Source organism: Streptomyces desertarenae (assembly GCF_042681365.1).
GTDB classification, from domain to species: domain Bacteria; phylum Actinomycetota; class Actinomycetes; order Streptomycetales; family Streptomycetaceae; genus Streptomyces; species Streptomyces desertarenae.
In genome coordinates this window covers 204,064-227,036 of the sequence record NZ_JBHUFU010000005.1, presented here as the reverse complement: position 1 = coordinate 227,036, position 22,973 = coordinate 204,064, and the positions used below count along the sequence as shown (strand labels likewise).

Sequence of the window (22,973 nt, the reverse complement as noted above, 5' to 3'; positions counted from 1 at the left end):
TTGTGGCAGCCTCCCCCGGAGAGGCCCGCCTCCGGGTAGATTCGGCCCGTGGCTCGGTTCCGACTCCAGGGCAGCAAGGTCCTCGCCGTCGATCTCGCAGGAGACGCGGTCAGGGCGAAGAACGGCGCGATGGTCGCCTACGAGGGGCGGATGGACTTCCGGAAGCTCACCGGCGGCGGGGAGGGCCTGCGCGGCATGGTCACGCGCCGCCTCACCGGCGAGCAGATGGAGCTGATGGAGGTGAAGGGCCAGGGCACCTGCTACTTCGCCGACCGTGCGAGCGACATCAGCCTGGTGGCGCTCGGCGGCGAGAAGCTCCACGTGGAGTCCGAGAACCTGCTGTGCGCGGACGCCTCCCTGCGCACCGGCACCGTCTTCACCGGCCTGCGCGGTGCCGCGCAGGGCAGCGGGCTGTTCACCACCACCGTCGAGGGCACCGGCACGGCCGCGCTGATGTCGGACGGCCCGGCGGTGGTGCTGCGCGTCACCCCGCAGTACCCGCTCCAGGTGGACCCGGGGGCGTACGTGGCGCACACCGGGAACCTGCGGCAGGAGTTCCAGACGGGCGTGACCTTCCGGACCGTCGTCGGCGAGGGGTCGGGCGAGGCGTTCCAGATCCGCTTCGAGGGCGACGGACTGGTCTACGTGCAGCCCAGCGAGCGGAACACGATCGGCGGTGACCTGTAAGTGCCCTTCCGCGAGATCAACTCCAAGATCGTCGAGGCCCGGGTGGTGCCGGGGCAGCGGCTGTTCAGCCAGCGCGGCGCCATGATCGCCTACACCGGCGAGGTCTCCTTCACCCCCAGCATCCAGGGCGGGCAGGGCGGCCTGGGCTCGATGATCGGGCGGCGGCTGGCCGGCGAGGCCGCCCCGCTGATGACGGTCGAGGGCAGCGGCACGGTGCTGTTCGGCCACGGCGGGCACCACGTCGAGGTGGTCGAGCTGGCCGGCGACACCCTCTGCGTGGAGGCCGACCGGCTCCTCGCCTTCGACGGGACGCTGGAGCAGGGGACGATGTTCCTGGGCTCCCAGGGCGGGGTCATGGGCATGGTCCGCGGCCAGGTGACCGGGCAGGGCCTGTTCACCACGACGCTGGCCGGACACGGCTCGGTGGCCGTGATGGCGCACGGCGGGGTGATCCGGCTGCCGATCACACCCGGCAGCCCCGTCCACGTCGACCCGCAGGCGTACGTCGCCCACCACGGGAACGTGACGAACAGGCTCTCCGCGGCGCTCGGCTGGCGGGACATGGTCGGGCGCGGTTCGGGCGAGGCGTTCCAGTTGGAGCTGTCCGGGCAGGGCGAGGTGTTCGTCCAGGCCAGTGAGGAGAAGCTGTGAGCGGTCCGGTCGTCCACGATCCCCACACGCTGCCGTCGAACGACAACGTCGACGCCTACACCTTCTGCGTGGACCTGCAGGGCCAGTGGTTCCTGCAGAAGGGGAAGATGATCGCCTACTACGGGCGGATCGACTTCGACGGCATCGGCCACGGCCCCCTGGACCGGCTGGTGGCCGCGAACTTCCACTCGCCGCTGCACGCCTCGGACTGGGTCGTCGCCCAGGGCCGGGGGAAGATGCTCCTCGCCGACCGGGCCTTCGACGTCAACTCCTACGACCTGGAGGACGGCAACCTCACCATCCGTTCGGGCAACCTGCTGGCCTTCGAGCCGGGTCTGTCGCTCAAGCAGTCGATCATCCCGGGCTTCCTCACCCTGATCGGCACGGGGAAGTTCGTGGCGGCCTCCAACGGACCGGTGCACTTCGTGGAGCCGCCGGTGCGGGTGGACCCGCAGGCGCTGGTCGGCTGGGCGGACTGCCCGTCCCCCTGCCACCACTACGACCACGGGTACCTGAAGGGGTTCCTCGGCGGGCTGCGGTCGCTGACCGGGATCGGCGGGACCTCCGGCGAGGAGCACCAGTTCGAGTTCGTCGGGGCGGGCACGGTGCTGATCCAGTCGACCGAGGTGCTGATGGACGAGCGGGACACCGGGACCGGCCCGCCGCCGCAGCCGGGCGTCCCGGGCCCCGGCGGGCACGGCGGGCACGGCGGCCCCGGCGGGGGCCAGCTCCCCCGGATGCCGGGGCAACTGGGGAGCATCCAGCGCCGGTTCGGCCTGTGACGGCGGTGCCACCGATGGTGAGGATCCCGGGCGGGAGGCCGCCCGGCCGCCGGGTAGAGTCCACAGGCATGGACACCGACAAGGACACCCGCTGGCTGGGCGAGGAGGAACAGCGCGCCTGGCGCGTGCACCTCGACGTCAACCGGCTCCTGATGCACCAGCTGGAGCGGGACCTGCAGCCGTTCGGGCTGACCATCAACGACTACGAGATCCTGGTCAACCTCTCCGAGTCGGACGAGCACCGGATGCGGATGAGCGATCTGGCCGCCGCCACGCTCCAGTCCAAGAGCCGCCTCTCCCACCAGATCACCCGCCTGGAGAAGGCCGAACTGGTGCGCCGGGAGCACTGCGAGTCCGACAAGCGCGGGCTGTTCGCCGTCCTGACCGAGCACGGCTGGAAGACGATGCGCGAGGTGGCGCCGCACCACGTCGCCTCGGTGCGGCGCCACTTCATCGACCTGCTCTCGCCGGAGGCGCTCGACGGCCTGCACGACTCGCTGGCCCCGGTCGCCCGGCACCTGCGGGAGCTGCGCGGGCGCGGTTGAGACACGGGCCCCCGCACACGGGCGGGGGCCCGTGGGGGATGATGGGGACACCCGCTCGACTGCCGTGACGGACCAGACACGGCGGGTCCGCGGCCGGCACGGCCCTTTTCCGGGGAACGCGGAACCGGACGAGCGGGGGGGCCGTCCGCTCCGGGCCCGTACGAAGGGCGACCCGATGACCCAGCCCCCCGGCCCACCGCCCCACGACGGCTCCGCCCCGGGCCGTCCCGGCGGCCCTCCTCCGCAGCCGCCCGAGCCGCCCCGGACACCTCCCCCCTACGCGCCTCCCGCTCCGCCGCAGGCGCCCCGGGGACAGCAGCCGTACGGGCAGCCGAACCCGTACCAGCAGCAGGCGTACGGGCAGCAGCCGTACGGGCAGCAGGCGTACGGCGCCTACCCCCCGCCCCCGCCCCCGGGCGGCACGGGCTCCCGGGCCAAGGTGGCGGCCGTCGTCGGCGGCGCCGTGGTCCTGCTGGCGCTCATCGGCGGCGGGATCCACCTCGCGGTCTCCGGCGGCGGGGAGAAGGAGCCGGCCGCCGGAGCCGGCGCGAGCCCCGGGCCGGGCGCCTCGGAGACCGGCGGCCCCTCGGCGGAACCGGCCCCCTCGGACGAGCCGTCCGGCGAGCCCGGGAACACCCCGGGGACCGAGGAGGCCGGGGAACCCGGGGAGGCCGGGGGGCCCGCCGGTCCGCCGCCGGCCGACGAGGACGACTTCCGGGGGCAGTGGAAGTCCGACACCGAGCAGACGCTGACCGTCGGCGCGGCGGCCGGGAGCGGCGAGATGAAGGGGAAGAACACGGTCATCTGGATCGACCCCGAGGGCGACGGCCTGTGCATCGGCTTCGGCGAGAACCAGAGCCGCGGCTTCCGGCTGGCCGTGAAGTGCGGCAGCAGCGGGGACGAGAAGTACCTCGGAGCCACCGGCACGAAGACCTCGGGCGGCGAGAGCGTCAGCATCGCCTGGGACGAGGGCGGCACGGACGTCCTGGACTGGAACGGCTGAGGCGGCGGGCACCGGGCGGGGGCGCGGGCGCACCAGGGCAGGCGGGCGCCCCCGCCCCGTACGCCCGCCCCCCGCGGTTACGCGGCCGGCAGCCGCAGCGTGAACAGGGCGCCGCCCTCGGGGGCCCGCCCCGCGGTGAGGGTGCCGCCGTGCCGGGCGGCCACGTCGCGGGCGATGGCCAGTCCCAGCCCGGCCCCGCCGTCGTCCCGGCTGCGCGCGTCGTCCAGCCGCACGAACCGCTCGAAGATCCGCTCCCGCTCCTCCTCCGGCACTCCCGACCCGTCGTCGGCGACCTCCAGCACGGCCCGTCCACCGGTGCGCGCCACGCTCACCCGGACCCGGGAGGCCGCGTGGCGCTCGGCGTTGTCCAGGAGGTTGCCCAGCACCCGGGCGAGTTGGCCGCGCGAGCCGGTCACCTCCACCGGGCTCTCCTCCCGGCCGCCCGCCTCCAGCGTGACGGCGATCCGGTCGCCGACACGCTGCGCCAGCTCCTCGCGCACCAGGGCGTCCAGGTCCACCCGTGCCTCTCCCGGACGCTCCCCGGCGTCCAGGCGGGCCAGCAGGAGCAGGTCGGCCGCGAGTGCCTGGAGCCGCACGGTGTCGTGGACCGCGCCGTCGAGGTCGAGCAGTTCGGGGTGGGCGGCGGCCACCTCCAGCTGGGTGCGGAGCGAGGCGATGGGGCTGCGCAGCTCGTGGGAGGCGTCGGCGACGAAGCGGCGCTGCCGCTCGACGGAGTCCTCCAGGGCCGCCAGTGTCTCGTTGGTGGTCCGCGCCAGCCGGGCGACCTCGTCGTGCGAGGGCGGCTCGGGCACCCGCCGGGACAGGTCCGCGCTGGCGGTGATGGCCGCCATCTCCCGCCGGATGCCCTCGACCGGCCGCAGCGCGCCGCGGGTGACCAGCCAGGTCACGCCGCCGACCACCAGCAGCAGCACCGGCAGCCCGACGAGCATGGCGCGGGTGACGGAGGAGACCGCCTCCTCCTGTTCGGCGAGCGAGGCGCCGGCGTAGACGGTGACGGGGACCCGGTCGCGGGTGACGCTCTGCACGGCGACCAGGCTGAAGTCCTGCGTCCGGTCCCCCCGGCCGCGGACACGGGTCACCTCGCCGTCGTCGTCGACGGGGAGGGGGACGATCTCGGCGGCGCTGTTGCGGTCCACCTCGACGGGGGTCTCCGCCGGGGAGGGCGTACCGCCGCCGTCGGTGTCGCCGTCCGCGTCCCCGGGCCCGTCGTCGGCGTCGTCGTCGGCATCGTCGGCGTCATCGGCGTCATCGGCGGTGTCGTCGTCATCGGCGCCCCCGGTGGGGCGCGGCACGGGTGCGGGCGTGGCGGTCGGCCGGGGTCCGGACGCCTCGGGCAGGTTGAAGTCGGCCACGGGGCCGCGTCCGCGCAGCGGGCGGCTCGCGCCGAGGACCGTCCCCGAGCCGTCCACCACCTGCACCGGGTCGTCGTCCTCCAGGACGGCCATACCGCCCACCTCGCCGGCCGTCACGTCGGTGACGTCGGCGGCGACCTCCCGGGCGGTGGTCTCGGCGTGCAGCCGGGCGTTCTCGGCGAGCCCGCCGCGCAGCATCTCCACCACCACCACTCCGACGCCCACCAGGGCGGCCGCCACCACCAGCGTGGCGCCGAGCGCGGCGCGGGCGCGGACCGTGAGCCGGGCGAGGGGCGAGCTAGGCACCGGGCCCCGCCAGCCGGTATCCGGCGCCGCGCACCGTGGCGATCACGCCGGCGCCCAGTTTGCGGCGCAGCGCGCTGACGTAGACCTCCACGATGTTGACGTCCCCCTCGTAGGCGAAGTCCCAGACGTGCTCCAGGATCTCCGCCTTGGAGACCACCTCCCCGGCCCGTACCGCCAGGTGCTCCAGCACGGAGAACTCCTTGGCGGTCAGCGCGACCTCCCGGCCGCCCAGCGTCACCCGCCGCGCGCCGGGGTCCACGGCCAGTTCTCCGACGCGCACCACGGCCGCCCCGCCCCGGGTGCGGCGGCGCAGCAGCGCGCGGATCCGGGCGAGGAGGACCACGTAGGAGAACGGTTTGGTCAGGTAGTCGTCGGCGCCGGTGTCCAGGCCCTCGGCCTCGTCGTACTCGCCGTCCTTGGCGGTCAGCATGAGGATCGGCGTCTCGTCGCCGGCGGCGCGCAGCGCGGAGCAGACCCGGTAGCCGTTCATGCCCGGCAGCATGATGTCCAGGACGATCAGGTCGTACGGCCCCTCCTGGGCCCTGTGGAGGCCCTCCGCGCCGTCGTGGACCACGTCGACGGCGAAGCCCTCGGCGGTGAGCCCCTTCGCCAGCGACAGGGCCAGCCGTCTCTCGTCCTCCACGATCAGCAGGCGCATGGGGACAGCCTGCCAAAGACGACCTGAAGGGATCTTCAGGTGGCTTCAGGACCGCTTCAGGAACGTCCTGCGACGGTGTTTCCCGTCAGCACACGGCAACCCCTTCCGGAAGGACACCGACCATGAAGCACAGGCTCGTCGTCGCCGCAGTCGCCACCGTCGCCCTCGCCGCCGGGGGCGGGACACTGGCCTTCGCGGACGACGACACCTCCTCCCCCGGCTCCCGGGCCGCCGACCTGCGGACGGACGGCGGGGACGACGACCGCGGCGGGAACGGTGCGGAGGACCGCGGCGGGGACGACGACGCGCGGGAGCTGCGCGGCGCGGAGGTGACGCTCCGGGAGGCCGTGGGGGCCGCCCTGAAGACCGTGCCGGGCACGGCCGGGTCCGCCGAGCTGGACGACGACCGCGACGGCGGCCGCGCCGTGTGGGACGTCGACGTCCTGGGCGAGGACGGGAAGTGGTACGAGGTCTCGGTGGACGCGGCCGGCGGCGAGGTCGTCGACCGGCACACCGACCGGGACGACGACCGCGACGACCGCGACGACGACACCCGGGATGACCAGGACGACCGCGAGGCCGACACCCGGGATGACCGGGACGACGACACCCGGGATGACCGGGACGACCGCGAGGCCGACACCCGCGACACCCGCGACGACCGCGACGACGACGCCCGGGACGACCGGGACGACGACCGCGACGACCGCTGACGCCGGCGCCCGGCCGCCCCGCCGGGCGTCACTCCCCGGTCAGCCCCGCGACCAGCTCGTCGGCCGCCGCGTACGGGTCGAGGGCCCCCTCGGCGATCCGTTCGGCCAGGGCGTCCAGCCGCCGGTCGCCGCGCAGGTCGCCGATCCGCTCGCGCAGCGCGGTCACCGCGATGGTCTCCACCTCGCGGGCCGCGCGCGCCCGGCGGCGCTCGCCGAGCACCCCGCGCTCCTCCATCCAGGCGCGGTGCTTCTCCAGCGCCTCGACCACCTCGTCCACGCCCTCGCCGCGCGCGGCGACGGTCTTGACGATCGGCGGGCGCCAGTCGCCGGGCCTGCGCGCCTCGCCCAGGCCCAGCATGTGGTTGAGCTCCCGGGCGGTGGCGTCGGCGCCGTCCCGGTCGGCCTTGTTGACCACGTAGACGTCGCCGATCTCCAGGATCCCGGCCTTGGCCGCCTGGATGCCGTCGCCCATGCCGGGAGCCAGCAGGACGACGGAGGTGTCGGCCTGGGAGGCGATCTCGACCTCGGACTGGCCGACGCCGACCGTCTCCACCAGGACCACGTCGCAGCCGGCCGCGTCCAGCACGCGGATGGCCTGCGGGGCGGCCCACGCCAGTCCGCCCAGGTGGCCGCGGGTGGCCATGGAGCGGATGTAGACGCCGGGGTCGGAGGCGTGTTCGGACATCCGCACCCGGTCACCCAGGAGCGCGCCGCCGGAGAACGGCGAGGACGGGTCCACGGCCAGCACGCCGACCCGCCGCCCGGCCCTGCGGTAGGCGGTGACCAGCGCCGAGGTGGAGGTGGACTTGCCCACCCCGGGCGAGCCGGTCAGTCCGACCACGTAGGCGTTTCCGGTCAGCGGCGCCAGCGCCGCCATCACCTCTCTGAGCTGCGGCGACGCTCCCTCCACCAGGGAGATCAGCCGGGCCACGGCCCGGGGTTTGCCCTGCCGTGCCTGCTCCACCAGTCCGGGGACGTCCACCGCCATGCGTGCTGCGCTCCTCGCCATCCTCCGGCCGTCCGTCGGCCGGTCCTCGTCGTGCCGGCCGTGCCCCGTCGCCGTGCCGGCCGTGGTGCCGGGCACGGGCCCCCGCGCCCGGCGGCTCGGGGGCCCGTGCCCGCCCCGTCACTTCTTCGGTACCCGGACGATCAGGGCGTCGCCCTGGCCGCCGCCGCCGCACAGCGCCGCCGCGCCCACGCCGCCGCCCCGGCGCTTGAGCTCCAGGGCGAGGTGGAGCACGATCCGCGCGCCGGACATCCCGATCGGGTGACCCAGCGCGATGGCGCCGCCGTTGACGTTCACCTTTTCGTGGTCAACGCCGAGTTCCTTCACCGACTGCACCGCGACGGCCGCGAACGCCTCGTTGATCTCGATCAGGTCGAGGTCGTCGACGCCCAGGCCCTCCTTCTCCAGCGCGTGCCGGATGGCGTTGGAGGGCTGCGACTGCAGGGAGTTGTCCGGGCCCGCCACGTTGCCGTGGGCGCCGATCTCGGCGATCCACTCCAGGCCCAGCTCCTCGGCCTTGGCCCGGCTCATCACGACCACCGCGGCGGCGCCGTCGGAGATCTGCGAGGAGGAGCCGGCGGTGATGGTGCCGTCCCCCGCGAAGGCCGGGCGCAGCCTGCCCAGGGACTCGACGGTGGTCTCGGGGCGGATCCCCTCGTCCTGGGTGAACAGCACCGGGTCGCCCTTGCGCTGCGGGATCTCCACGGGGGTGATCTCGGCGTCGAACACGCCGTTCTTCTGGGCGGCGGCGGCACGCTGGTGGGAGAGGGCCGCGACCTCGTCCTGCTCGGCGCGGCCGATGCCCAGGCGGGTGTTGTGCTTCTCGGTGGACTCGCCCATGGCGACGCCCTCGAAGGAGTCGGTGAGGCCGTCGTGGGCCATGGCGTCCAGCATCTGCACGGCGCCGTACTTGAAGCCCTCGCGGGACTTGGGCAGCAGGTGCGGCGCGTTGGTCATGGACTCCTGGCCGCCGGCGACGACCACGTCGAACTCGCCGGCGCGGATGAGCTGGTCGGCCAGGGCGATGGCGTCGAGGCCGGAGAGGCAGACCTTGTTGATCGTCAGCGCGGGGACGTTCATGGGGATGCCCGCCTTGACGGCGGCCTGGCGCGCCGGGATCTGCCCGGCCCCCGCCTGGAGCACCTGCCCCATGATCACGTACTGGACCTGGTCGCCGCCGATGCCCGCGCGGTCCAGGGCCGCCTTGATCGCGATGCCGCCGAGGTCGGCACCGGAGAAGGTCTTCAGCGAGCCCAGCAGACGGCCCATGGGGGTGCGGGCGCCCGCGACGATCACGGAGGTGGTGGCGGACGCTGCGTTCGTCTTGTCGGTCACGGTGCGGCCCCTTCGGAGCAGGGAGTTAACGAGGGTTTATCGTCAATGTACTGAGCGGTACCAGCCCGGGTCACCGGTCGGTCGGTGTGACCGTGCGCACGTTGCGTAACCACGCGCCAGGCGGTGCACTGTCTTCCATGCTGACGCGCATCGACCACATCGGGATCGCCTGCTTCGACCTGGACAAGACGGTGGAGTTCTACCGTGCCACGTACGGCTTCGAGGTGTTCCACACCGAGGTGAACGAGGAGCAGGGGGTGCGCGAGGCCATGCTCCGGATCAACGGCACGGACGACGGCGGCGCCTCCTACCTCCAGCTCCTGGAGCCGGTCCGGGAGGACTCCACCGTCGCCAAGTGGCTGGCGAAGAACGGCGAGGGCGTGCACCACATCGCCTTCGGCACCGCCGACGTGGACGGCGAGGCCGAGGCGATCCGGGGCAAGGGCGTGCGGGTGCTGTACGACGAACCGCGCACCGGTTCGATGGGATCGCGGATCACCTTCCTCCACCCCAAGGACTGTCACGGAGTCCTCACCGAACTGGTCACCTCCGCCCCCTCGCGACACTGACGCCGGCTCCCCCGGCCGGTAGAGTGGCCGTTCGGCCGGGGCTACGGGCCGGCAGGGTCCCGTCCCATGTTCCGCCGATGATCTGACACCATTTCCTCGAAGGGTCAGTTCACCTTCACCACGACCAGGGGACGGATGGGACCGCGCAGTGCGGGGCTACGACCGCTACGAGGCTGACGACCACCTCGACCACCTCTCTCAGCTCGAAGCCGAGATGAAGCGGCTGAAGGACGAGCGGGACAAGGCGGTCGACCACGCCGGCGACCTCGGCTACCAGGTCGAAGTGCTGCGTGCCAAGCTGCACGAGGCGCGCCGCGCCCTCGCCGCGCGTCCGGCGGGTTACGACAACCTGTCGCACCAGGCCGAGCAGTTGCTGCGCAACGCCCAGCTCCAGGCCGAGCAACTGCGCGCCGACGCCGAGCGCGAGCTGCGCGAGGCCCGGGCCAAGACGCAGAGACTCCTCCAGGAGCACGCCGAGCGGCAGGCCCGGATGGAGTCCGAGCTGCACGCCGAGGCCGTCGCCCGCCGCCAGCAGCTCGACCAGGAGCTCAACGAGCGCCGCGCGACCGTCGAGTCCCACGTCAACGAGAACGTCGCCTGGGCCGAGCAGTTGCGCGCCCGCAGCGAGTCGCAGGCCCGCCGGCTGATGGACGAGGCCCGCGCGGAGGCCGAGCAGACCCTGGCCGCCGCCCGCGCCGAGGCGCAGCGGCTGGCCGAGCAGGCCCGGCAGCGGCTGAACTCCGAGGCGGAGGCCGCCAAGGCCGAGGCCGAGGCCCTGCTGCGCCGGGCCCGCACGGACGCCGAGCGGCTGCTGAGCGCCGCCTCCACCCAGGCGCAGGAGGCCACCGACCACGCCGAGCGGCTGCGCAGCTCCACCGCTGCCGAGACCGAGGCCGCCCGCCGCGAGGCCACCGCCCTGGCCCGCCAGGCCGAGGAGCGGATGCAGGAGGCCGAGGCGGCGCTGCGCGAGGCGCGCGCCGAGGCCGAGAAGGTGCTGACCGACGCCCGGGAGGGCGCCGCCCGCCGGCTGGCGGACACCGAGACGGAGAACGAGCAGCGCACCCGGGTGGCCAAGGCCGAGATCGCCCGCATGGTCGCCGAGGCCACCAAGGAGGCGGAGGCGGCCAAGGCCGAGGCCGAGCAGCTGCGCGCCGACGCCCGGGCCGAGGCCGAGCGGCTGGTCGCCGAGGCGAGGGAGACGGCCCGGGCGAAGGCGGCCGAGGAGTCGGCCGCCCAGATCGCCGAGGCCGCCCGGACGGCCGAGGAGGTCCTGGGCAAGGCGTCGGAGGAGGCCAAGGCCACCACCCGGGCCGCCACCGAGGAGGCCGAGCGGCTGCGCGCCGAGGCCGAGGCGGAGGCCGACCGGCTGCGGGCGGAGGCGCACGACGTCGCCGAGCAGCTCAAGGGTGCGGCCAAGGACGACACCAAGGAGTACCGCGCCAAGACCGTCGAGCTCCAGGAGGAGGCCCGGCGGCTGCGCGGTGAGGCCGAGCAGCTGCGCGCCGAGGCCGTCGAGGAGGGTGAGCGGATCCGCGCCGAGGCGCGCCGCGAGGCCGTCCAGCAGATCGAGGAGGCGGCCGGCCGCGCCGAGGAGCTGCTGAGCCAGGCCGCGGCGGACGCGGAGGAGACCCGCAGCGCCGCGACCGCCGAGAGCGAGCGGGTGCGTACCGAGGCCATCGAGCGGGCCGCAGCCCTGCGCCGGCAGGCCGAGGAGGCGCTGGAGAAGGCCCGCGCCGAGGCCGAGGAGTTGCGGGGGGCGACCGAGCGGCAGGCCGAGGAGGTCCGCGAGGAGGCCGAGCGGACCGGCCGGCGGCTGCGCGAGGAGGCCGAGGAGGCCGTCCGGGTCCGCCGGGCCGAGGCCGAGGAGGAGCTGGGGCGGCTGCGCGCCGAGGCCGAGCAGCGGCTGGCGGCGGCCGAGGAGGAGCTGCGCGGCGCCCGCGAGGAGGCCGAGCGGCTGCGCGAGGAGACCCGCTCCGAGACCGAGCGGCTGCGCGCGGAGTCGGCCGAGCGGCTGCGGGCCCTGCGGGAGCAGGCCGAGGAGGAGGCCGAGCGGCTGCGCACCGAGGCGGTCTCGGACGCCTCCCGGGCGCGCGCCGAGGGCGAGGCCATCGCGGTGCGGCTGCGCTCGGAGGCGGCCGCCGAGGCCGAGCGGCTGCGCACCGAGGCGCAGGAGACGGCCGACCGGGTGCGGGCGGAGGCGAACGCGGCCGCCGAGCGCACGGGGGCGGAGGCGGCCGAGGCGCTGGCCGCCGCCCAGGAGGAGGCGTCGCGGCGGCGGCGGGAGGCCGAGGAGCTGCTGGCCGACGCCCGTGCGGAGGCCGGCCGGGAACGCGCCCAGGCGCACGAGCAGAGCGAGGAGTTGCTCGCCTCGGCCCGCAAGCGGGTCGAGGAGGCCCAGGCCGAGGCCGAGCGGCTGGTCGCCGAGGCCGAGCAGCGGGCGGCCGAGCTGGTCGCGGCCGCCGAGCAGCAGGCGCAGCAGGTGCGCGACTCGGTGGCCGGGATGCACGAGCAGGCCGAGGAGGAGATCGCGGGCCTGCGGTCCGCCGCCGAGCACGCGGCGGCGACCCTGCGCCGGGAGGCCCAGGAGGAGACGGACGCCGCCAGGTCGCTGGCCGAGCGCACGGTTTCGGAGGCGATCGCCGAGGCCGAGCGGGTCCGCACCACGGCCGGCGAGGAGGCCGAGCGGACGCGCGCCGAGGCCGACCGCGTCCGGGACGAGGCCCGCGAGGCGGCGGCGCGGAAGCTGGGCGACGCGGCCGAGCAGGCCGACCGGCTGGTCGCCGAGGCGCGCGAGGAGGCGCTGCGCACCGCGGCGGCGGCCGAGGAGCAGGCGGACACCATGGTCGGCGCCGCCCGCAAGGAGGCCGAGCGGCTGGTCGCCGAGGCGCGGGCGGAGAGCACCCGGCTGGTGGAGAAGTCCCGCAAGGACTCCGACACCATGCTGGAGGAGGCCCGCCGGGACGCCAACGCCATCCGGGAGCGCGCCGAGGAGCTGCGGACCCGCACCGAGACCGAGGTCGAGGAGCTGCACGAGCGGGCCCGCCGGGAGTCGGCCGAGGCGATGCGGACGGCGGGCGAGCGGGTGGACAAGCTGGTCAAGGCGGCGAGCGACCAGCTCGCCGAGGCCGAGGAGAAGGCCCGTCAGACGATGTCGGACGCGGATTCCGAGGCGAGCAGGGTCCGCATCGCGGCGGTGAAGAAGGCCGAGGGCCTCCTGAAGGAGGCCGAGCAGAAGAAGAACGCGATTATCCGCGACGCCGAACGGGTACGCGCCGAGGCCGAGGCGGAGGCCGAGCGGATTCTGGAGAAGGGCCGCCGCGAACTCGAGGTGCTGACGCGCCGTCGTGAGGACATCAACGCCGAGATCTCGCGCGTCCAGGACGTGTTGGAGGCCCTGGAGTCGTTCGAGGCGCCCGCCGCCGGTGGCCGGGGCGGCCGCGGCGACAGGGACGGCAAGGGGGGAAAGGGAGCTGACGGGGGATCAAGTGAGGCCGTGAAAACCGGAGTCGGGGCAGGAACCGCACATGCGAATAGCAAGCAGAGCAAGAGTTAAGCCACTCGAACGGGCGTACATTCTGCATATCGAACCGGCATCTTCTCGAAGACACGCCGTTTTCCCCCCTAGGATTCCCTCTATCACTCTCCCGTCCGACCCCGTCTGACCGACAGGAACCCCATGAGCGACAACACCTCTCCCTTCGGCTTCGAGCTCGTGCGGCGTGGTTACGACCGCGGGCAGGTGGACGACCGCATCGCGAAGCTCGTCGCCGACCGTGACAACGCGCTGGCCCGGATCGCATCGCTGGAGAAGCGGATCGAGGAGCTGCACCTCGAGACGCAGAACGCCCAGGCGCAGATCAACGACTCCGAGCCGTCGTACGCCGGTCTGGGCGCCCGGGTCGAGAAGATCCTCCGGCTCGCCGAGGAGGAGGCCAAGGACCTGCGCGAGGAGGCCCGCCGGGCCGCCGAGCAGCACCGGGAACTGGCCGAGTCTGCCGCCCAGCAGGTGCGCAACGACGCCGAGGCGTACGCCGCCGACCGCAAGACCAAGGCGGAGGAGGAAGGCGTCCGGATCGTCGAGAAGGCCAAGGGCGAGGCCGCCACGCTGCGCGCCGAGGCGCAGAAGGACGCCCAGGCCAAGCGCGAGGAGGCCGACGCCCTCTTCGAGGACACCCGGGCCAAGGCCGCGCAGGCCGCCGCCGACTTCGAGACCAACCTGGCCAAGCGCCGCGAGCAGTCCGAGCGCGACCTGGCCTCCCGCCAGGCCAAGGCCGAGAAGCGGCTGGCGGAGATCGAGCACCGCGCCGAGCAGCTCCGCCTGGAGGCCGAGAAGCTGCGTACCGACGCCGAGCGCCGCGCCCGCCAGACGGTGGAGACCGCCCAGCGCCAGGCCGAGGACATCGTGGCCGACGCCAACGCCAAGGCCGACCGCATCCGCAGCGAGTCCGAGCGCGAGCTGGCGGCGCTCACCAACCGCCGCGACAGCATCAACGCCCAGCTCACCAACGTCCGCGAGATGCTGGCCACCCTCACCGGCGCGGCCGTCGCGGCGAGCGGGCAGACCGCCTCGGAGAGCGGTGACGAGTCGCTGGGCCGCGGCGTCCCCGCCCAGCAGTCGCGCTGACGCGCACACCGCGGCGCCGGGCCACGGCACCGGCGGGACGCGGGAAACGACGGAGCCCCGTGCCACCTGCGAGGTGGGGCGGGGCCCCGTCGTCTCCCGACCGCTCCGCGCCCTCCCGCCGCCCTCCGCGGTTGCGGGGCGCCTCGTCCCCCTCGGTACGCTCCTGGTTCCATCGGGGGCGGCACGCCCCGACCGCACGAGGCGAGCAGGGGCGGAAGCCATGATCGAAGCGTTCGGCCTGACGAAGCGCTACGGCGCCAAGACGGCCGTGTACAACCTCACCTTCCAGGTGAAACCGGGCATGGTCACCGGTTTCCTCGGGCCGAACGGTTCGGGCAAGTCCACCACCATGCGGATGATCCTGGGCCTCGACTCCCCCACCGAGGGGATCGTCACCGTCAACGGCCTCCCCTACCGCCGGCTGGACAACGCCCCGCGCCAGGTGGGGGCCCTGCTGGACGCCAAGGCGATCCACGGCGGGCGCAGCGCGTACCACCACCTGCTCTGCCTGGCCCAGCTCTCCGGTATCCCCGCCCGGCGCGTGCACGAGGTGCTGGGGGTCGTCGGGCTGCAGGACGTGGCGAGGAAGCGCTCCCAGGGCTTCTCGCTCGGCATGGGCCAGCGGCTGGGCATCGCCGCGGCGCTGCTGGGCGATCCCCAGGTGCTGCTGTTCGACGAACCGGTCAACGGCCTGGACCCGGAGGGCATCCTCTGGATCCGCAACCTGATGCGGAGGCTGGCCTCCGAGGGGCGCACCGTCTTCGTCTCCAGCCACCTGATGAGCGAGATGGCCCTGACGGCCGACCACCTGATCGTCATCGGACGCGGCCAGTTGATGGCGGACATGTCCGTGAAGGACTTCATCGCGCACAACTCCGCGGACTTCGCCCTGGTCCGCACGCCCGACACCGAGCCCGGACAGCGCGAGAAGCTGACCGCCGTCCTCACCGGGGCGGGCGGCGCCGTCCGGCCGGAGCCGGACGGCGCGCTGCGGGTGGCCGGGCTGCCGCTGCCGCGCATCAGCGACCTGGCGCACGAGGCGGGCGTGCGGCTGTGGGAGCTCTCGCCCCACTCGGCCTCCCTGGAGGAGGCGTACATGCGCCTGACGCAGGGCGCGGTGGACTACCGCTCCACCGAGGACCCGCGCTCCGGGTTCCCGGCCGGAGCGCCCGCCGGGTACGCGGTGCCGCCGCAGGGCGCGCTTCCCGGCGCCCCCGGAGTCCCCGGCGCCCCCGGCACCTGGGCGCCGCCGCAGGGCGCGCCGCAGCCGGGGTACGCCCCGGGGCCGGGGCGGCCGGTGGTCCCCGGGCAGGCGAACCCGTACGCGGTGCCGCCGCAGCAGCCCTCCGCACCCCCCGCCGCGCCGGGGGACGCCGCAGCCCCCTCCCCCGCCGACCCGACCCAGCGCGACAGCGAGGACGCCCGATGACCACCCCGCAGCAGCACCCGGCCGCGCCCCCCGTACCGCCGGCGCCGCCCCAGGGCGCCTTCGCGCAGGCTCCGGCACCGGCCGCGCAGCCGGCCGGGGGCCCCGGCTACGTCTCCCCCGTCCCCGTGCGGAACACCCACCTCGGGCACGCCATCGCCTCGGAGTGGACCAAGATCCGCACCGTGCGGTCGACGGTGTGGACGCTGGCCGTCATGTTCGTCCTGGTCGTCGGCATCGGCTTCGCGGTCGCGCTCGCCCTGGGCAGTGTGGACGAGGCGATGGTGCCCGTCCTCGGGGGCGGCACCATCGGGCTGCTCTTCGGGCAGTTGTGCGTGATCGCCCTGGGCGTGCTGGTGATCACCTCCGAGTACAGCACGGGCATGATCCGCACCACCCTCACCGCCTGTCCGCAGCGGGCCCGGGTGCTCACCGCCAAGGCCCTCGTCTTCTTCCTGCTCTCCTTCACCACCACGCTGGCGGCCTGCACGCTGACCGCCCTGTTCAACGCGGTGTTCGTCGGCGGCAAGCCGATCCCGGTCCACATCGACCCCGAGATGCTCAACGAGGAGACCCTCGCCGCCGGCGAGACCGTCGCCTCCGCCGGGGAGTGGCTGGGCGCCACGGTCGGTGCCGCGCTGTTCGTGGCGCTGCTGGGGCTGCTGTCGATGGCCGTCGGCACGCTCCTGCGGAGCACGCCGGGCGCGATCACCACCATGCTCGGGGTGGTGCTGCTGCCCTTCATCGTCTCGCTGTTCCTGCTCGGCTTCGGCAGCGGAGCGGAGGCGATCGGTGAGAAGCTGCGCGAGTACTCGGTGCTCAACGGGCTGCTGTCGCTGTTCCGCAGTTCCTGGGACGGCGGCAGCGACGGCTGGTCGCTGCTCGGCCTGCTGGCGGCCGTCACCCTGGCCGCGCTGATCGGCGCGTACGCCCGCTTCACCACCCGGGACGTCTGACGGCCCCGATCAGTACCTCGGCGCGTTGCGGGACCGCTGGAGCCGTGCGCTCCGGCGGTCCCTGGCGTTCCAGCACGCCCGGTGCCAGTGCCTGCGGTCCTCCACCCGGCCGTCGCGCGGCCAGGCCACCACATGGGGCGTGCCGGGCGGGATCTCCTGGTCGCAGCCCGGGCAGCGGTAGTGCTTGGCCGCGGCCTGCCCGGTGATCTGCCGGACGACCCACTCCTCCCCGCGCCAGTCCTCGGTGTGCTCCAGGCCGTGGCGGGCCTCCGCCGGGCCGCCGTCGCGACGGGTGGGCCTGCCGCCGCCGCGCGGGCGGTTTCGACGCGGGGACAAAGGGGCACCTCGCGGGTCTTTCGGGGCTCGGGGCGGTGGCCCCCGGCCGGCGGACTGCTCCGTCCAGCCTACGCACGCGCAAGGCGGCCCAGGGACCGGCGTCCCCCGTTCGGGCCGCCGTGCCTCCTTGACAGATTCCGCGAAAGTTTCCCCCCACCCGTGCCTTCGGCACGGGTGGGGCGTTGTTGCCACCGAGGGGACCACCCGGGGGAGCCCGTCGCGGGAGGCGGTGTCGAGGGCGGTTCGGTCCGGTTCCGGCGAGGAGGCAGTGGCGATGCGAGTAGGGGCTTTCGTTCTGGCGGCCCAGTTCCCCGGGCAGGGGCACGGGGAGGTGCTGCACCGCGCGCTGCGCTCGGCCGAGGCCGCCGAGCGGGCCGGGCTGGACTCCGTGTGGCTGGCCGAGCACCACTTCGTGCCCTACGGCGTCTGCCCGTCGGCCGTCACCCTGGCCGCGGTGGTGCTGGGGCGCACCCGGCGCATCGCGGTGGGCACGGCCGTGAGCGTGCTGCCGACCGCGCACCCGGTCGCCCTCGGGGAGCAGACGGCGCTGCTGCACCTGGTCTCCGGAGGCCGCTTCACCCTCGGCGTCGGGCGCGGGGGGCCCTGGGTCGACCTGGAGGTCTTCGGCGCGGGGATCGAGGCGTACGAGCGGGACTTCCCCGAGTCGCTGGACCTGCTGCTGCGCTGGCTGCGGGAGCCGGAGGTCGGCGCGGACGGCACCCGCTACCGGTTCCGCGAGGTCCCCGTCGTGCCGCGCCCGGACCAGGCGATCGCCGGCCGTCCCGTGCCGCCGGTGCTGGTCGCCTGCACCTCCGCCGCCTCCGTGCGGCTGGCCGCGGCGCGGGGGCTTCCGATGCTGCTGGGCATGCACTGCGGGGACGAGGAGAAGGCGGAGATGGTCGCCCTGTGGCGGCGCGAGGCACAGGCCGCCGGTCTGGCCCCGGAGGCGGTCGCGTCGGCCGGCCACGTCTCCGCCGGGGTGGTGCAGGTGGCCGACACGCGCGCCGAGGCCGTGGAGACCCTCGCCAAGGCGATGCCGGGGTGGCTGCGGCACGGGCTGGAGGCCCACACCACCGTCGACGGCAGGGCGCGCAGGATGCGCGACCCGCTCGCCTACACCGAGCTGCTGTGCGGGCTGCACCCGGTGGGTCCGCCCCGGCTGTGCGCGGACCGGCTCGCGGCCACCACGGAGCGGACCGGGATCGACCGCTTCGCCCTCCTGGTGGAGGGCTCGGGCGACCTGACCGGCACCGAGCTGAACGTCCACCGGCTGGGCGGCGAGGTACTGCCGCTCCTCCCCCGAGCAGCGGCAGCGCACCGACCGGCGCCGGCCGGCACGGGGACGGCGGCGGGCACGGCGCTGTGACCCGGCCTGCCGGCCGTGCCGGGTCCGGGTTCAGCAGTCGCGCAGCTCCGGCGACTGGTTGAGGAGCTGGCCGCGGACGGAGGTGAATCTGGCGAGTCTGTCGTCCGCCGAGGGGTCCGGCTGGAACACCGCCACGCGGTGGCAGTTCTGGAACGCCAGTCTCACGCCGAAGTGCCGCTCCAGCGCGCCGCGTATCGCGTCGCTGGCCAGCGCGCGCAGCAGCTGGCCGCGGGCCTGCTCGTCCGGCGGCGGCGTCTGGTTGTCGGCGAAGTCCCCGCCGTCCACCTTGAGCCTGACCGCCAGCGAGCTGATCATGTCCCAGGCGTAGGGCAGGGAGGTGCGCACGCAGTCGACGAAGGCGGCCTCGTCGACCTCGCCTCGCTCGGCCTGCTCCAGGAGGGCCGGTGGGACGTCGAGCGACATGGGTTCTCCTCTCGCGACCCCGGGGCACCGGGGTCTCGTGAACGGGGGCAGGGCACCGCCGTGTAACCGGGTGATCCCGTACGGCGACGCCCGGGCTGCAACGTTATGCCCGTGCGTACGCCTGCACCAGGTTTGTGGGCACACAACCAGCCACGCTCGAACGGCCCTCGAACAGGGAGAAGCAGGGGCGAATCGCGTCGGCGGTCCGGTGTCCAGTAGCGTGACCGACCATGCGTCTCGTCATCGCCCGCTGCTCCGTGGACTACGCCGGCAGGCTCACCGCCCATCTCCCGTCGGCCCCCCGCCTGATCCTGGTGAAGGCCGACGGTTCGGTCTCGGTCCACGCGGACGACCGGGCATACAAGCCCCTCAACTGGATGTCTCCGCCGTGCACCCTCAAAGAGGGCGAAGAGGACGGGATCACCGTGTGGACGGTGGTCAACAAATCGGGCGAGAAGCTCATCATCACGATGGAGGAGATCCTGCACGACTCCTCGCACGAACTCGGCGTCGACCCCGGGCTGATCAAGGACGGCGTGGAGGCCCACCTCCAGGAGCTGCTTGCTGACCGAATGGAGACCCTGGGCGAGGGGTGGACGCTGATACGGCGTGAGTACCCCACGGCCATCGGGCCGGTGGACATCCTCGGCCGGGACGCGGAGGGCACCACGGTCGCGGTCGAGATCAAGCGGCGCGGCGAGATCGACGGCGTGGAGCAGCTCACCCGCTACCTGGAGCTCCTCAACCGCGATCCCCGTCTGGCGCCGGTCAGGGGCGTGTTCGCGGCCCAGGAGATCAAGCCGCAGGCGCGCGTGCTGGCGGCGGACCGCGGCATCGACTGCGTCGTCCTGGACTACGACGCGCTGCGCGGCATCGAGGACGACAAGCTGCGGCTGTTCTGACCCCCGCCCGGAAGCCCCGGGCCGCTCCCGGCACGACGACGCGGCCGGGGCCCCGCGCGAATCGGCGCGGGGCCCCGGCCGCGGTCGGCGGACGGGCCGTCAGACGGCGGACGTGCTCCCCGCGGACTCCCGCGGCGGCTCGGCGGCCGCGCCGCTCCCCGCCAGCGAACGGCTGCCGCCGGGCGTGGCGCTGCCGGTCACGGTGCCCTCGTCGCCGCCGGTCGGCGACTCCCCGCCGCCCGACGGCTCCGGGTCCGTGGGCTGCGTCGGCTCCTGCGGAGGGTCCGTCGGCTCGGTGACCGGCGGGCTCTCCGGTTCATCGGCGGGGCCCGTCGGGTCCTGCGGCGGCCTCTCCGTGTCAGCCGGGCTGTCCGGCCGGGACGGTGCCTCGCCCTCGGTCTCCTGCGGGCCGCCGTCCGGTGTCCGGCCCACGGGCGCGTCCTGCGTTCCGCCGGGAGTGCCGGACGCCCCCGGGGCCGCCGACCGCGTCCCGCCGGCCGACGGCGTTCCCGGCCCCTGCTGCGCCGGGGCGCCGCTCCGTCCGGGCCTTTGCCGCTCCTCCTCCGCACCGTCGCTCGGCGCGGGCCGGTCGACGGTGATGCCGTCGTCCTCGCGGGAGGTGACCGAGGGGTTGACGCCGCCCGCGGGGTCCTCGCCGCCCGAGGCCATGCCGAGCGCGACCACCGTGCCGACCAGGGCCGCCAGCAGCGCTCCTCCGCCGGCCGCGAGGACGTTGCGCCGCAGGACCGGGAGGGCGAGGCGGCGGACGCGTCCGCCGCCGCCCGCACTGTCCGCGCCGTCCGGTCCGCCCGTGCCGTCCCAGCCGCCCGGGGACCGGACGAAGGGCGTGGGCCGGGTCGGCGCCTCGCCGCCGGGCGGCTCCTCCTCGTACGCGCTGCCCACGGTCGGCGGCGGCACGGCCGGCGCGGGCGACAGCTTGTCGAGCACCTGCGTGTCGCCGGTGCCGGCGGTGCGCGGTCCGGGCGGGACCGGCGGCAGGGGCTCGGTGGGCGCCGAGGGGGAGGCCGGCGGCACGGCGGGGAACGGGGACGGCCCGCCCGGGGCGCCGCCGTCCGCCTCGGCCCGCCCGGCGGGGGCGGCGCCACCCGGCGACGCGGTCGCGCGGTCCTCGACCAGGGCCAGGGCGCGCCGTCCGGCGACCGTGCCCCGGCGGTCGGCGAGCACGCCGCGCAGCCCGATGGAGGCCTCCAGTTCGGCGCGGGCCCGGTCGAGGTTGCCGGTGCACAGGGCCAGCACGCCCAGGTCGTGGTGGAAGTAGGCCTCCTCGGCGACCTCCCCGGCTGTGCGGGCCGCCTCCTGGCCGCCGCGCAGCACCCGCTCCCAGGCGCTCCAGTACAGCGACGCGGCGAGCATGGGCGCGGCCGTGCGGGCCAGCAGCACCGCGGCGCTGGCGTGGCCGCCGCGCCGGGCGCCCTGGACCGCCGCGATCACCGCCTCGGCCTCCTGCGCCACCCGCTCGGGGGTGACCGAGGGGTGGCCGGTCCACCAGGCGTAGTGCCGGGCGGCGGTGCGGGCACGGTCGCCGGCGCCCTCGTCGTACCCGGCCTCGGCCAGTTGCTCGGTCACTCCGGGGGCGAGCCGGTGGTGCGTCCCGGCGGCGGTGACCAGTCCGCAGCCCAGGAGTTCACCCAGGCAGGTGTCGGCGCGGGCGTCGTCCAACAGGGCGGGCAGGTGCGCCGGGTGCGGCAGCACGCCGCCGAGCGCGACGGCGAAGCGCAGCACCTCCCGGCCGGTGGCGGAGAGTCCGGCGGCCAGCAGGGCGGCGGGGGCCGCACCCTCGGCGAGGGTCGGCGGCTCCCCGGCCCCGGCGGCCGCGCCCTCCGCGCCCCCGTCCGGGCCGGTGCGCTGCCGCAGCAGGGCGCCGGCCTGGACGAAGCGCAGCGGCAGGCCCTCGGACTCGAACCACAGGTCCGCCGCCCACTGCGCCTCGTCCTCGGTCAGCGGGCGCCGCACGACGTGCTCCATCAGCTCCCGGCAGGCGGACCGGCCGATGCCGGTGAGCTCGACCTCCTCCAGGGGGGCGTCGGCGGACGGTGCGGGGGTGCCGGGCGCGGCCGTGATCAGGAAGGCGCACTCGGGCGTGGCGTCCAGCAGGGAGTCCAGGCCCCGGCCGCCGAACTCGAGGTCGTCCAGCAGGACGACCGCGCCGATGCCGCGCAGTGCCTCCTCCAGCTCCGTCTGGCCGGGGCGGTGGCCGGGTGCGTCGTAGACGGCCGCGAACAGCTCCTGCATCAGGTCGGAGGGGGTGCGCTGGCAGCCGCTGAGCCGTACGACGCCGTCGGGGGCGAGACCGGCGCACTCGGCGGCGACGGCGTCGAGCAGCGCGCTGCGCCCGGAGCCGCGCGGACCGGTGAGCCGGACCGAACGGCCGCGCCTGAGCAGCTTCACCAGGCGCTCGCGCTCCGCCGTGCGCTCCAGCAGCGGCAGGTCGGGGGCGGTCACGCCCGTGGGGATCGGTGCCGCGGCGGCGCGTTCGCGCTCGACGCGGGACTCCGGGGCACGCCGCCGGGGGGCTCCGGGGTGCCGCCCGGGCGGGCAGGGCTCGACCTCGCTGCCGTCGACGGGGTTGACCGTCAGCAGGTGGTCGCCCGCTATGAGCGGGATCGCGCGGGTGATGCCCCCGCTGTCCTGTTCCTCGGATCCCCGGTGCTTCGGGTCCATGGTGGGTGCTCCCAGATGCGGCGTACTCGTGGCTCGGCTCTCCCGGACCGACCGTACGCTCGCCGTCGCTCGTGCCCCGGTGGCCGTCCGCAGCGCAGTGTAGGCGGCGGGAATCCGAACCCTAGACCCTGCACCTGGCCTCCCGGCAAGCCCGGGCGCGGCCCTGCAGCGAAGATCACTGCTTGCTGAGGGATCCGCCCTCGGTGAGCCCGCCCTCGATGGCGAGGATGCGGTGCAGCCGGGTCGCCACCAGCAGCCGCTGCATCTGGGGCGGCACGTCCCGCAGGACGAGACGGCGGCCGCACCGGCCGGCCCGCCGGTGCGCCCCCATGATCACACCGAGTCCGGTCGCGTCCCACGAGTCCAGCTCGGCCAGGACCAGGACGAGGTCGCCCTCCCCGGAGTCGACCGCCGAGTGCAGGGCAGAACGGGCGTCGGCCGCGCTGCGGACGTCGAGGCGACCTCCGACGACCAGTTCAGCGTGGTCGCCCCTGATGTGCATATCCGCTCCCCCCGGGAGAGGTCCGTGTGTGACTGTTCTTGTCTCTATGTCTCACCACAACTGACTGCCGCTCGGGCAGCGAAGTTGCCGTACGTACCCGAACCGGTACCGAATTCACCCGCAGGAGC

21 protein-coding genes are annotated in these 22,973 nt (G+C 74.9%); 13 read left to right on the top strand and 8 right to left on the bottom strand.

All coding sequences use genetic code 11. The features are described from left to right. Positions 1–48 precede the first annotated feature (48 nt). The 5 genes from ACFSJS_RS10925 to ACFSJS_RS10905 all read left to right on the top strand — a co-directional run bounded on the left by ACFSJS_RS10925 (position 49) and on the right by ACFSJS_RS10905 (position 3,668). Positions 49–687, top strand: a complete 639-nt coding sequence (locus ACFSJS_RS10925) for an AIM24 family protein (protein ID WP_380899147.1) — start codon at positions 49–51, stop codon at positions 685–687. Further along, the gene (locus ACFSJS_RS10920) at positions 688–1,338 is read left to right on the top strand and encodes an AIM24 family protein (RefSeq protein ID WP_380899146.1); all 651 of its coding nucleotides are present in this window, start codon (positions 688–690) and stop codon (positions 1,336–1,338) included. It begins immediately after the preceding gene. Next, positions 1,335–2,120, top strand: a complete 786-nt coding sequence (locus ACFSJS_RS10915; RefSeq protein ID WP_380899145.1) for an AIM24 family protein — start codon at positions 1,335–1,337, stop codon at positions 2,118–2,120. The genes ACFSJS_RS10920 and ACFSJS_RS10915 overlap by 4 nt, the downstream gene beginning before the upstream one ends. Positions 2,121–2,188: 68 nt before the next feature. Then, entirely contained in the window at positions 2,189–2,665 is a 477-nt protein-coding gene (locus ACFSJS_RS10910; RefSeq protein WP_380899144.1) for a MarR family winged helix-turn-helix transcriptional regulator, read from the top strand. Positions 2,666–2,840: 175 nt separating this feature from the next. Continuing rightward, positions 2,841–3,668: a hypothetical protein gene (locus ACFSJS_RS10905; RefSeq protein ID WP_380899143.1), complete on the top strand. Its 828-nt coding sequence runs from the start codon at positions 2,841–2,843 to the stop codon at positions 3,666–3,668. Positions 3,669–3,745: 77 nt separating this feature from the next. Here the strand turns inward: ACFSJS_RS10905 and ACFSJS_RS10900 are convergent, their stop codons facing one another. Both ACFSJS_RS10900 and ACFSJS_RS10895 read right to left on the bottom strand, forming a co-directional pair. Then, entirely contained in the window at positions 3,746–5,287 is a 1,542-nt protein-coding gene (locus ACFSJS_RS10900; RefSeq protein WP_380899260.1) for a sensor histidine kinase, read from the bottom strand. Between the two features lie 52 nt (positions 5,288–5,339). Beyond that, positions 5,340–6,005, bottom strand: coding sequence for a response regulator transcription factor (locus ACFSJS_RS10895; RefSeq protein WP_380899142.1), 666 nt, complete (start codon positions 6,003–6,005; stop codon positions 5,340–5,342). Positions 6,006–6,127: 122 nt separating this feature from the next. Here ACFSJS_RS10895 and ACFSJS_RS10890 point away from each other — a divergent pair, with 122 nt between their 5' ends. Further along, positions 6,128–6,718 carry a PepSY domain-containing protein gene (locus ACFSJS_RS10890; protein WP_380899141.1) on the top strand — a complete coding sequence of 197 codons (591 nt, stop codon included), beginning with the start codon at positions 6,128–6,130 and terminating at the stop codon, positions 6,716–6,718. Between the two features lie 28 nt (positions 6,719–6,746). On the opposite strand, the gene meaB is transcribed toward ACFSJS_RS10890, so the two are convergent. Then, on the bottom strand, positions 6,747–7,706 hold the full coding sequence (meaB, locus tag ACFSJS_RS10885) for a methylmalonyl Co-A mutase-associated GTPase MeaB (protein ID WP_380899140.1): 960 nt from the start codon (positions 7,704–7,706) through the stop codon (positions 6,747–6,749). Positions 7,707–7,844: 138 nt separating this feature from the next. After that, positions 7,845–9,059: an acetyl-CoA C-acetyltransferase gene (locus tag ACFSJS_RS10880; RefSeq protein ID WP_380899139.1), complete on the bottom strand. Its 1,215-nt coding sequence runs from the start codon at positions 9,057–9,059 to the stop codon at positions 7,845–7,847. 137 nt (positions 9,060–9,196) lie between these two features. Here ACFSJS_RS10880 and mce point away from each other — a divergent pair, with 137 nt between their 5' ends. The 5 genes from mce to ACFSJS_RS10855 all read left to right on the top strand — a co-directional run bounded on the left by mce (position 9,197) and on the right by ACFSJS_RS10855 (position 16,634). Beyond that, on the top strand, positions 9,197–9,628 hold the full coding sequence (gene mce / locus ACFSJS_RS10875) for a methylmalonyl-CoA epimerase (RefSeq protein ID WP_380899138.1): 432 nt from the start codon (positions 9,197–9,199) through the stop codon (positions 9,626–9,628). A 148-nt stretch (positions 9,629–9,776) separates the two neighbouring features. Beyond that, positions 9,777–13,181, top strand: a complete 3,405-nt coding sequence (gene scy, locus ACFSJS_RS10870) for a polarized growth protein Scy (RefSeq protein WP_380899137.1) — start codon at positions 9,777–9,779, stop codon at positions 13,179–13,181. Positions 13,182–13,304: 123 nt separating this feature from the next. Next, positions 13,305–14,252, top strand: coding sequence for a coiled-coil domain-containing protein (locus tag ACFSJS_RS10865; protein ID WP_380899136.1), 948 nt, complete (start codon positions 13,305–13,307; stop codon positions 14,250–14,252). Positions 14,253–14,472: 220 nt separating this feature from the next. Beyond that, positions 14,473–15,681: an ABC transporter ATP-binding protein gene (locus ACFSJS_RS10860; RefSeq protein WP_380899135.1), complete on the top strand. Its 1,209-nt coding sequence runs from the start codon at positions 14,473–14,475 to the stop codon at positions 15,679–15,681. Next, a complete protein-coding gene (locus ACFSJS_RS10855) occupies positions 15,678–16,634 on the top strand; it encodes an ABC transporter permease (RefSeq protein ID WP_380899134.1) in 957 nt (318 codons plus the stop codon). The genes ACFSJS_RS10860 and ACFSJS_RS10855 overlap by 4 nt, the downstream gene beginning before the upstream one ends. 9 nt (positions 16,635–16,643) lie before the next feature. Here ACFSJS_RS10855 and ACFSJS_RS10850 read toward each other — a convergent pair whose 3' ends face one another. Continuing rightward, entirely contained in the window at positions 16,644–16,970 is a 327-nt protein-coding gene (locus tag ACFSJS_RS10850; protein WP_380899133.1) for an ATP/GTP-binding protein, read from the bottom strand. A 274-nt stretch (positions 16,971–17,244) separates the two neighbouring features. Between ACFSJS_RS10850 and ACFSJS_RS10845 the strand changes: the two genes are divergently transcribed. Then, the gene (locus ACFSJS_RS10845; RefSeq protein WP_380899132.1) at positions 17,245–18,336 is read left to right on the top strand and encodes an LLM class flavin-dependent oxidoreductase; all 1,092 of its coding nucleotides are present in this window, start codon (positions 17,245–17,247) and stop codon (positions 18,334–18,336) included. Between the two features lie 30 nt (positions 18,337–18,366). Here the strand turns inward: ACFSJS_RS10845 and ACFSJS_RS10840 are convergent, their stop codons facing one another. Further along, positions 18,367–18,759 carry an SCO5389 family protein gene (locus ACFSJS_RS10840; RefSeq protein ID WP_380899131.1) on the bottom strand — a complete coding sequence of 131 codons (393 nt, stop codon included), beginning with the start codon at positions 18,757–18,759 and terminating at the stop codon, positions 18,367–18,369. Positions 18,760–18,989: 230 nt separating this feature from the next. Here ACFSJS_RS10840 and nucS point away from each other — a divergent pair, with 230 nt between their 5' ends. Further along, the gene (nucS, locus tag ACFSJS_RS10835; RefSeq protein ID WP_380899130.1) at positions 18,990–19,661 is read left to right on the top strand and encodes an endonuclease NucS; all 672 of its coding nucleotides are present in this window, start codon (positions 18,990–18,992) and stop codon (positions 19,659–19,661) included. Positions 19,662–19,760: 99 nt separating this feature from the next. On the opposite strand, the gene ACFSJS_RS10830 is transcribed toward nucS, so the two are convergent. Then, positions 19,761–22,343, bottom strand: coding sequence for an ATP-binding protein (locus ACFSJS_RS10830; protein ID WP_380899129.1), 2,583 nt, complete (start codon positions 22,341–22,343; stop codon positions 19,761–19,763). A gap of 175 nt (positions 22,344–22,518) precedes the next feature. Next, entirely contained in the window at positions 22,519–22,845 is a 327-nt protein-coding gene (locus ACFSJS_RS10825) for an STAS domain-containing protein (protein WP_380899128.1), read from the bottom strand. Positions 22,846–22,973 lie beyond the last annotated feature (128 nt).

What these genes read in the sequence shown, in the direction of transcription:
- ACFSJS_RS10910 (WP_380899144.1), top strand. Translation starts at nt 2,189, where the DNA reads ATGGACACCGACAAGGACACCCGCTGGCTGGGCGAGGAGGAACAGCGC.
- ACFSJS_RS10905 (WP_380899143.1), top strand. Translation starts at nt 2,841, where the DNA reads ATGACCCAGCCCCCCGGCCCACCGCCCCACGACGGCTCCGCCCCGGGC.
- ACFSJS_RS10895 (WP_380899142.1), bottom strand. Translation starts at nt 6,005, where the DNA reads ATGCGCCTGCTGATCGTGGAGGACGAGAGACGGCTGGCCCTGTCGCTG.
- ACFSJS_RS10890 (WP_380899141.1), top strand. Translation starts at nt 6,128, where the DNA reads ATGAAGCACAGGCTCGTCGTCGCCGCAGTCGCCACCGTCGCCCTCGCC.
- meaB (WP_380899140.1), bottom strand. Translation starts at nt 7,706, where the DNA reads ATGGCGGTGGACGTCCCCGGACTGGTGGAGCAGGCACGGCAGGGCAAA.
- mce (WP_380899138.1), top strand. Translation starts at nt 9,197, where the DNA reads ATGCTGACGCGCATCGACCACATCGGGATCGCCTGCTTCGACCTGGAC.
- ACFSJS_RS10865 (WP_380899136.1), top strand. Translation starts at nt 13,305, where the DNA reads ATGAGCGACAACACCTCTCCCTTCGGCTTCGAGCTCGTGCGGCGTGGT.
- ACFSJS_RS10860 (WP_380899135.1), top strand. Translation starts at nt 14,473, where the DNA reads ATGATCGAAGCGTTCGGCCTGACGAAGCGCTACGGCGCCAAGACGGCC.
- ACFSJS_RS10855 (WP_380899134.1), top strand. Translation starts at nt 15,678, where the DNA reads ATGACCACCCCGCAGCAGCACCCGGCCGCGCCCCCCGTACCGCCGGCG.
- ACFSJS_RS10845 (WP_380899132.1), top strand. Translation starts at nt 17,245, where the DNA reads ATGCGAGTAGGGGCTTTCGTTCTGGCGGCCCAGTTCCCCGGGCAGGGG.
- ACFSJS_RS10840 (WP_380899131.1), bottom strand. Translation starts at nt 18,759, where the DNA reads ATGTCGCTCGACGTCCCACCGGCCCTCCTGGAGCAGGCCGAGCGAGGC.
- nucS (WP_380899130.1), top strand. Translation starts at nt 18,990, where the DNA reads ATGCGTCTCGTCATCGCCCGCTGCTCCGTGGACTACGCCGGCAGGCTC.
- ACFSJS_RS10830 (WP_380899129.1), bottom strand. Translation starts at nt 22,343, where the DNA reads ATGGACCCGAAGCACCGGGGATCCGAGGAACAGGACAGCGGGGGCATC.
- ACFSJS_RS10825 (WP_380899128.1), bottom strand. Translation starts at nt 22,845, where the DNA reads ATGCACATCAGGGGCGACCACGCTGAACTGGTCGTCGGAGGTCGCCTC.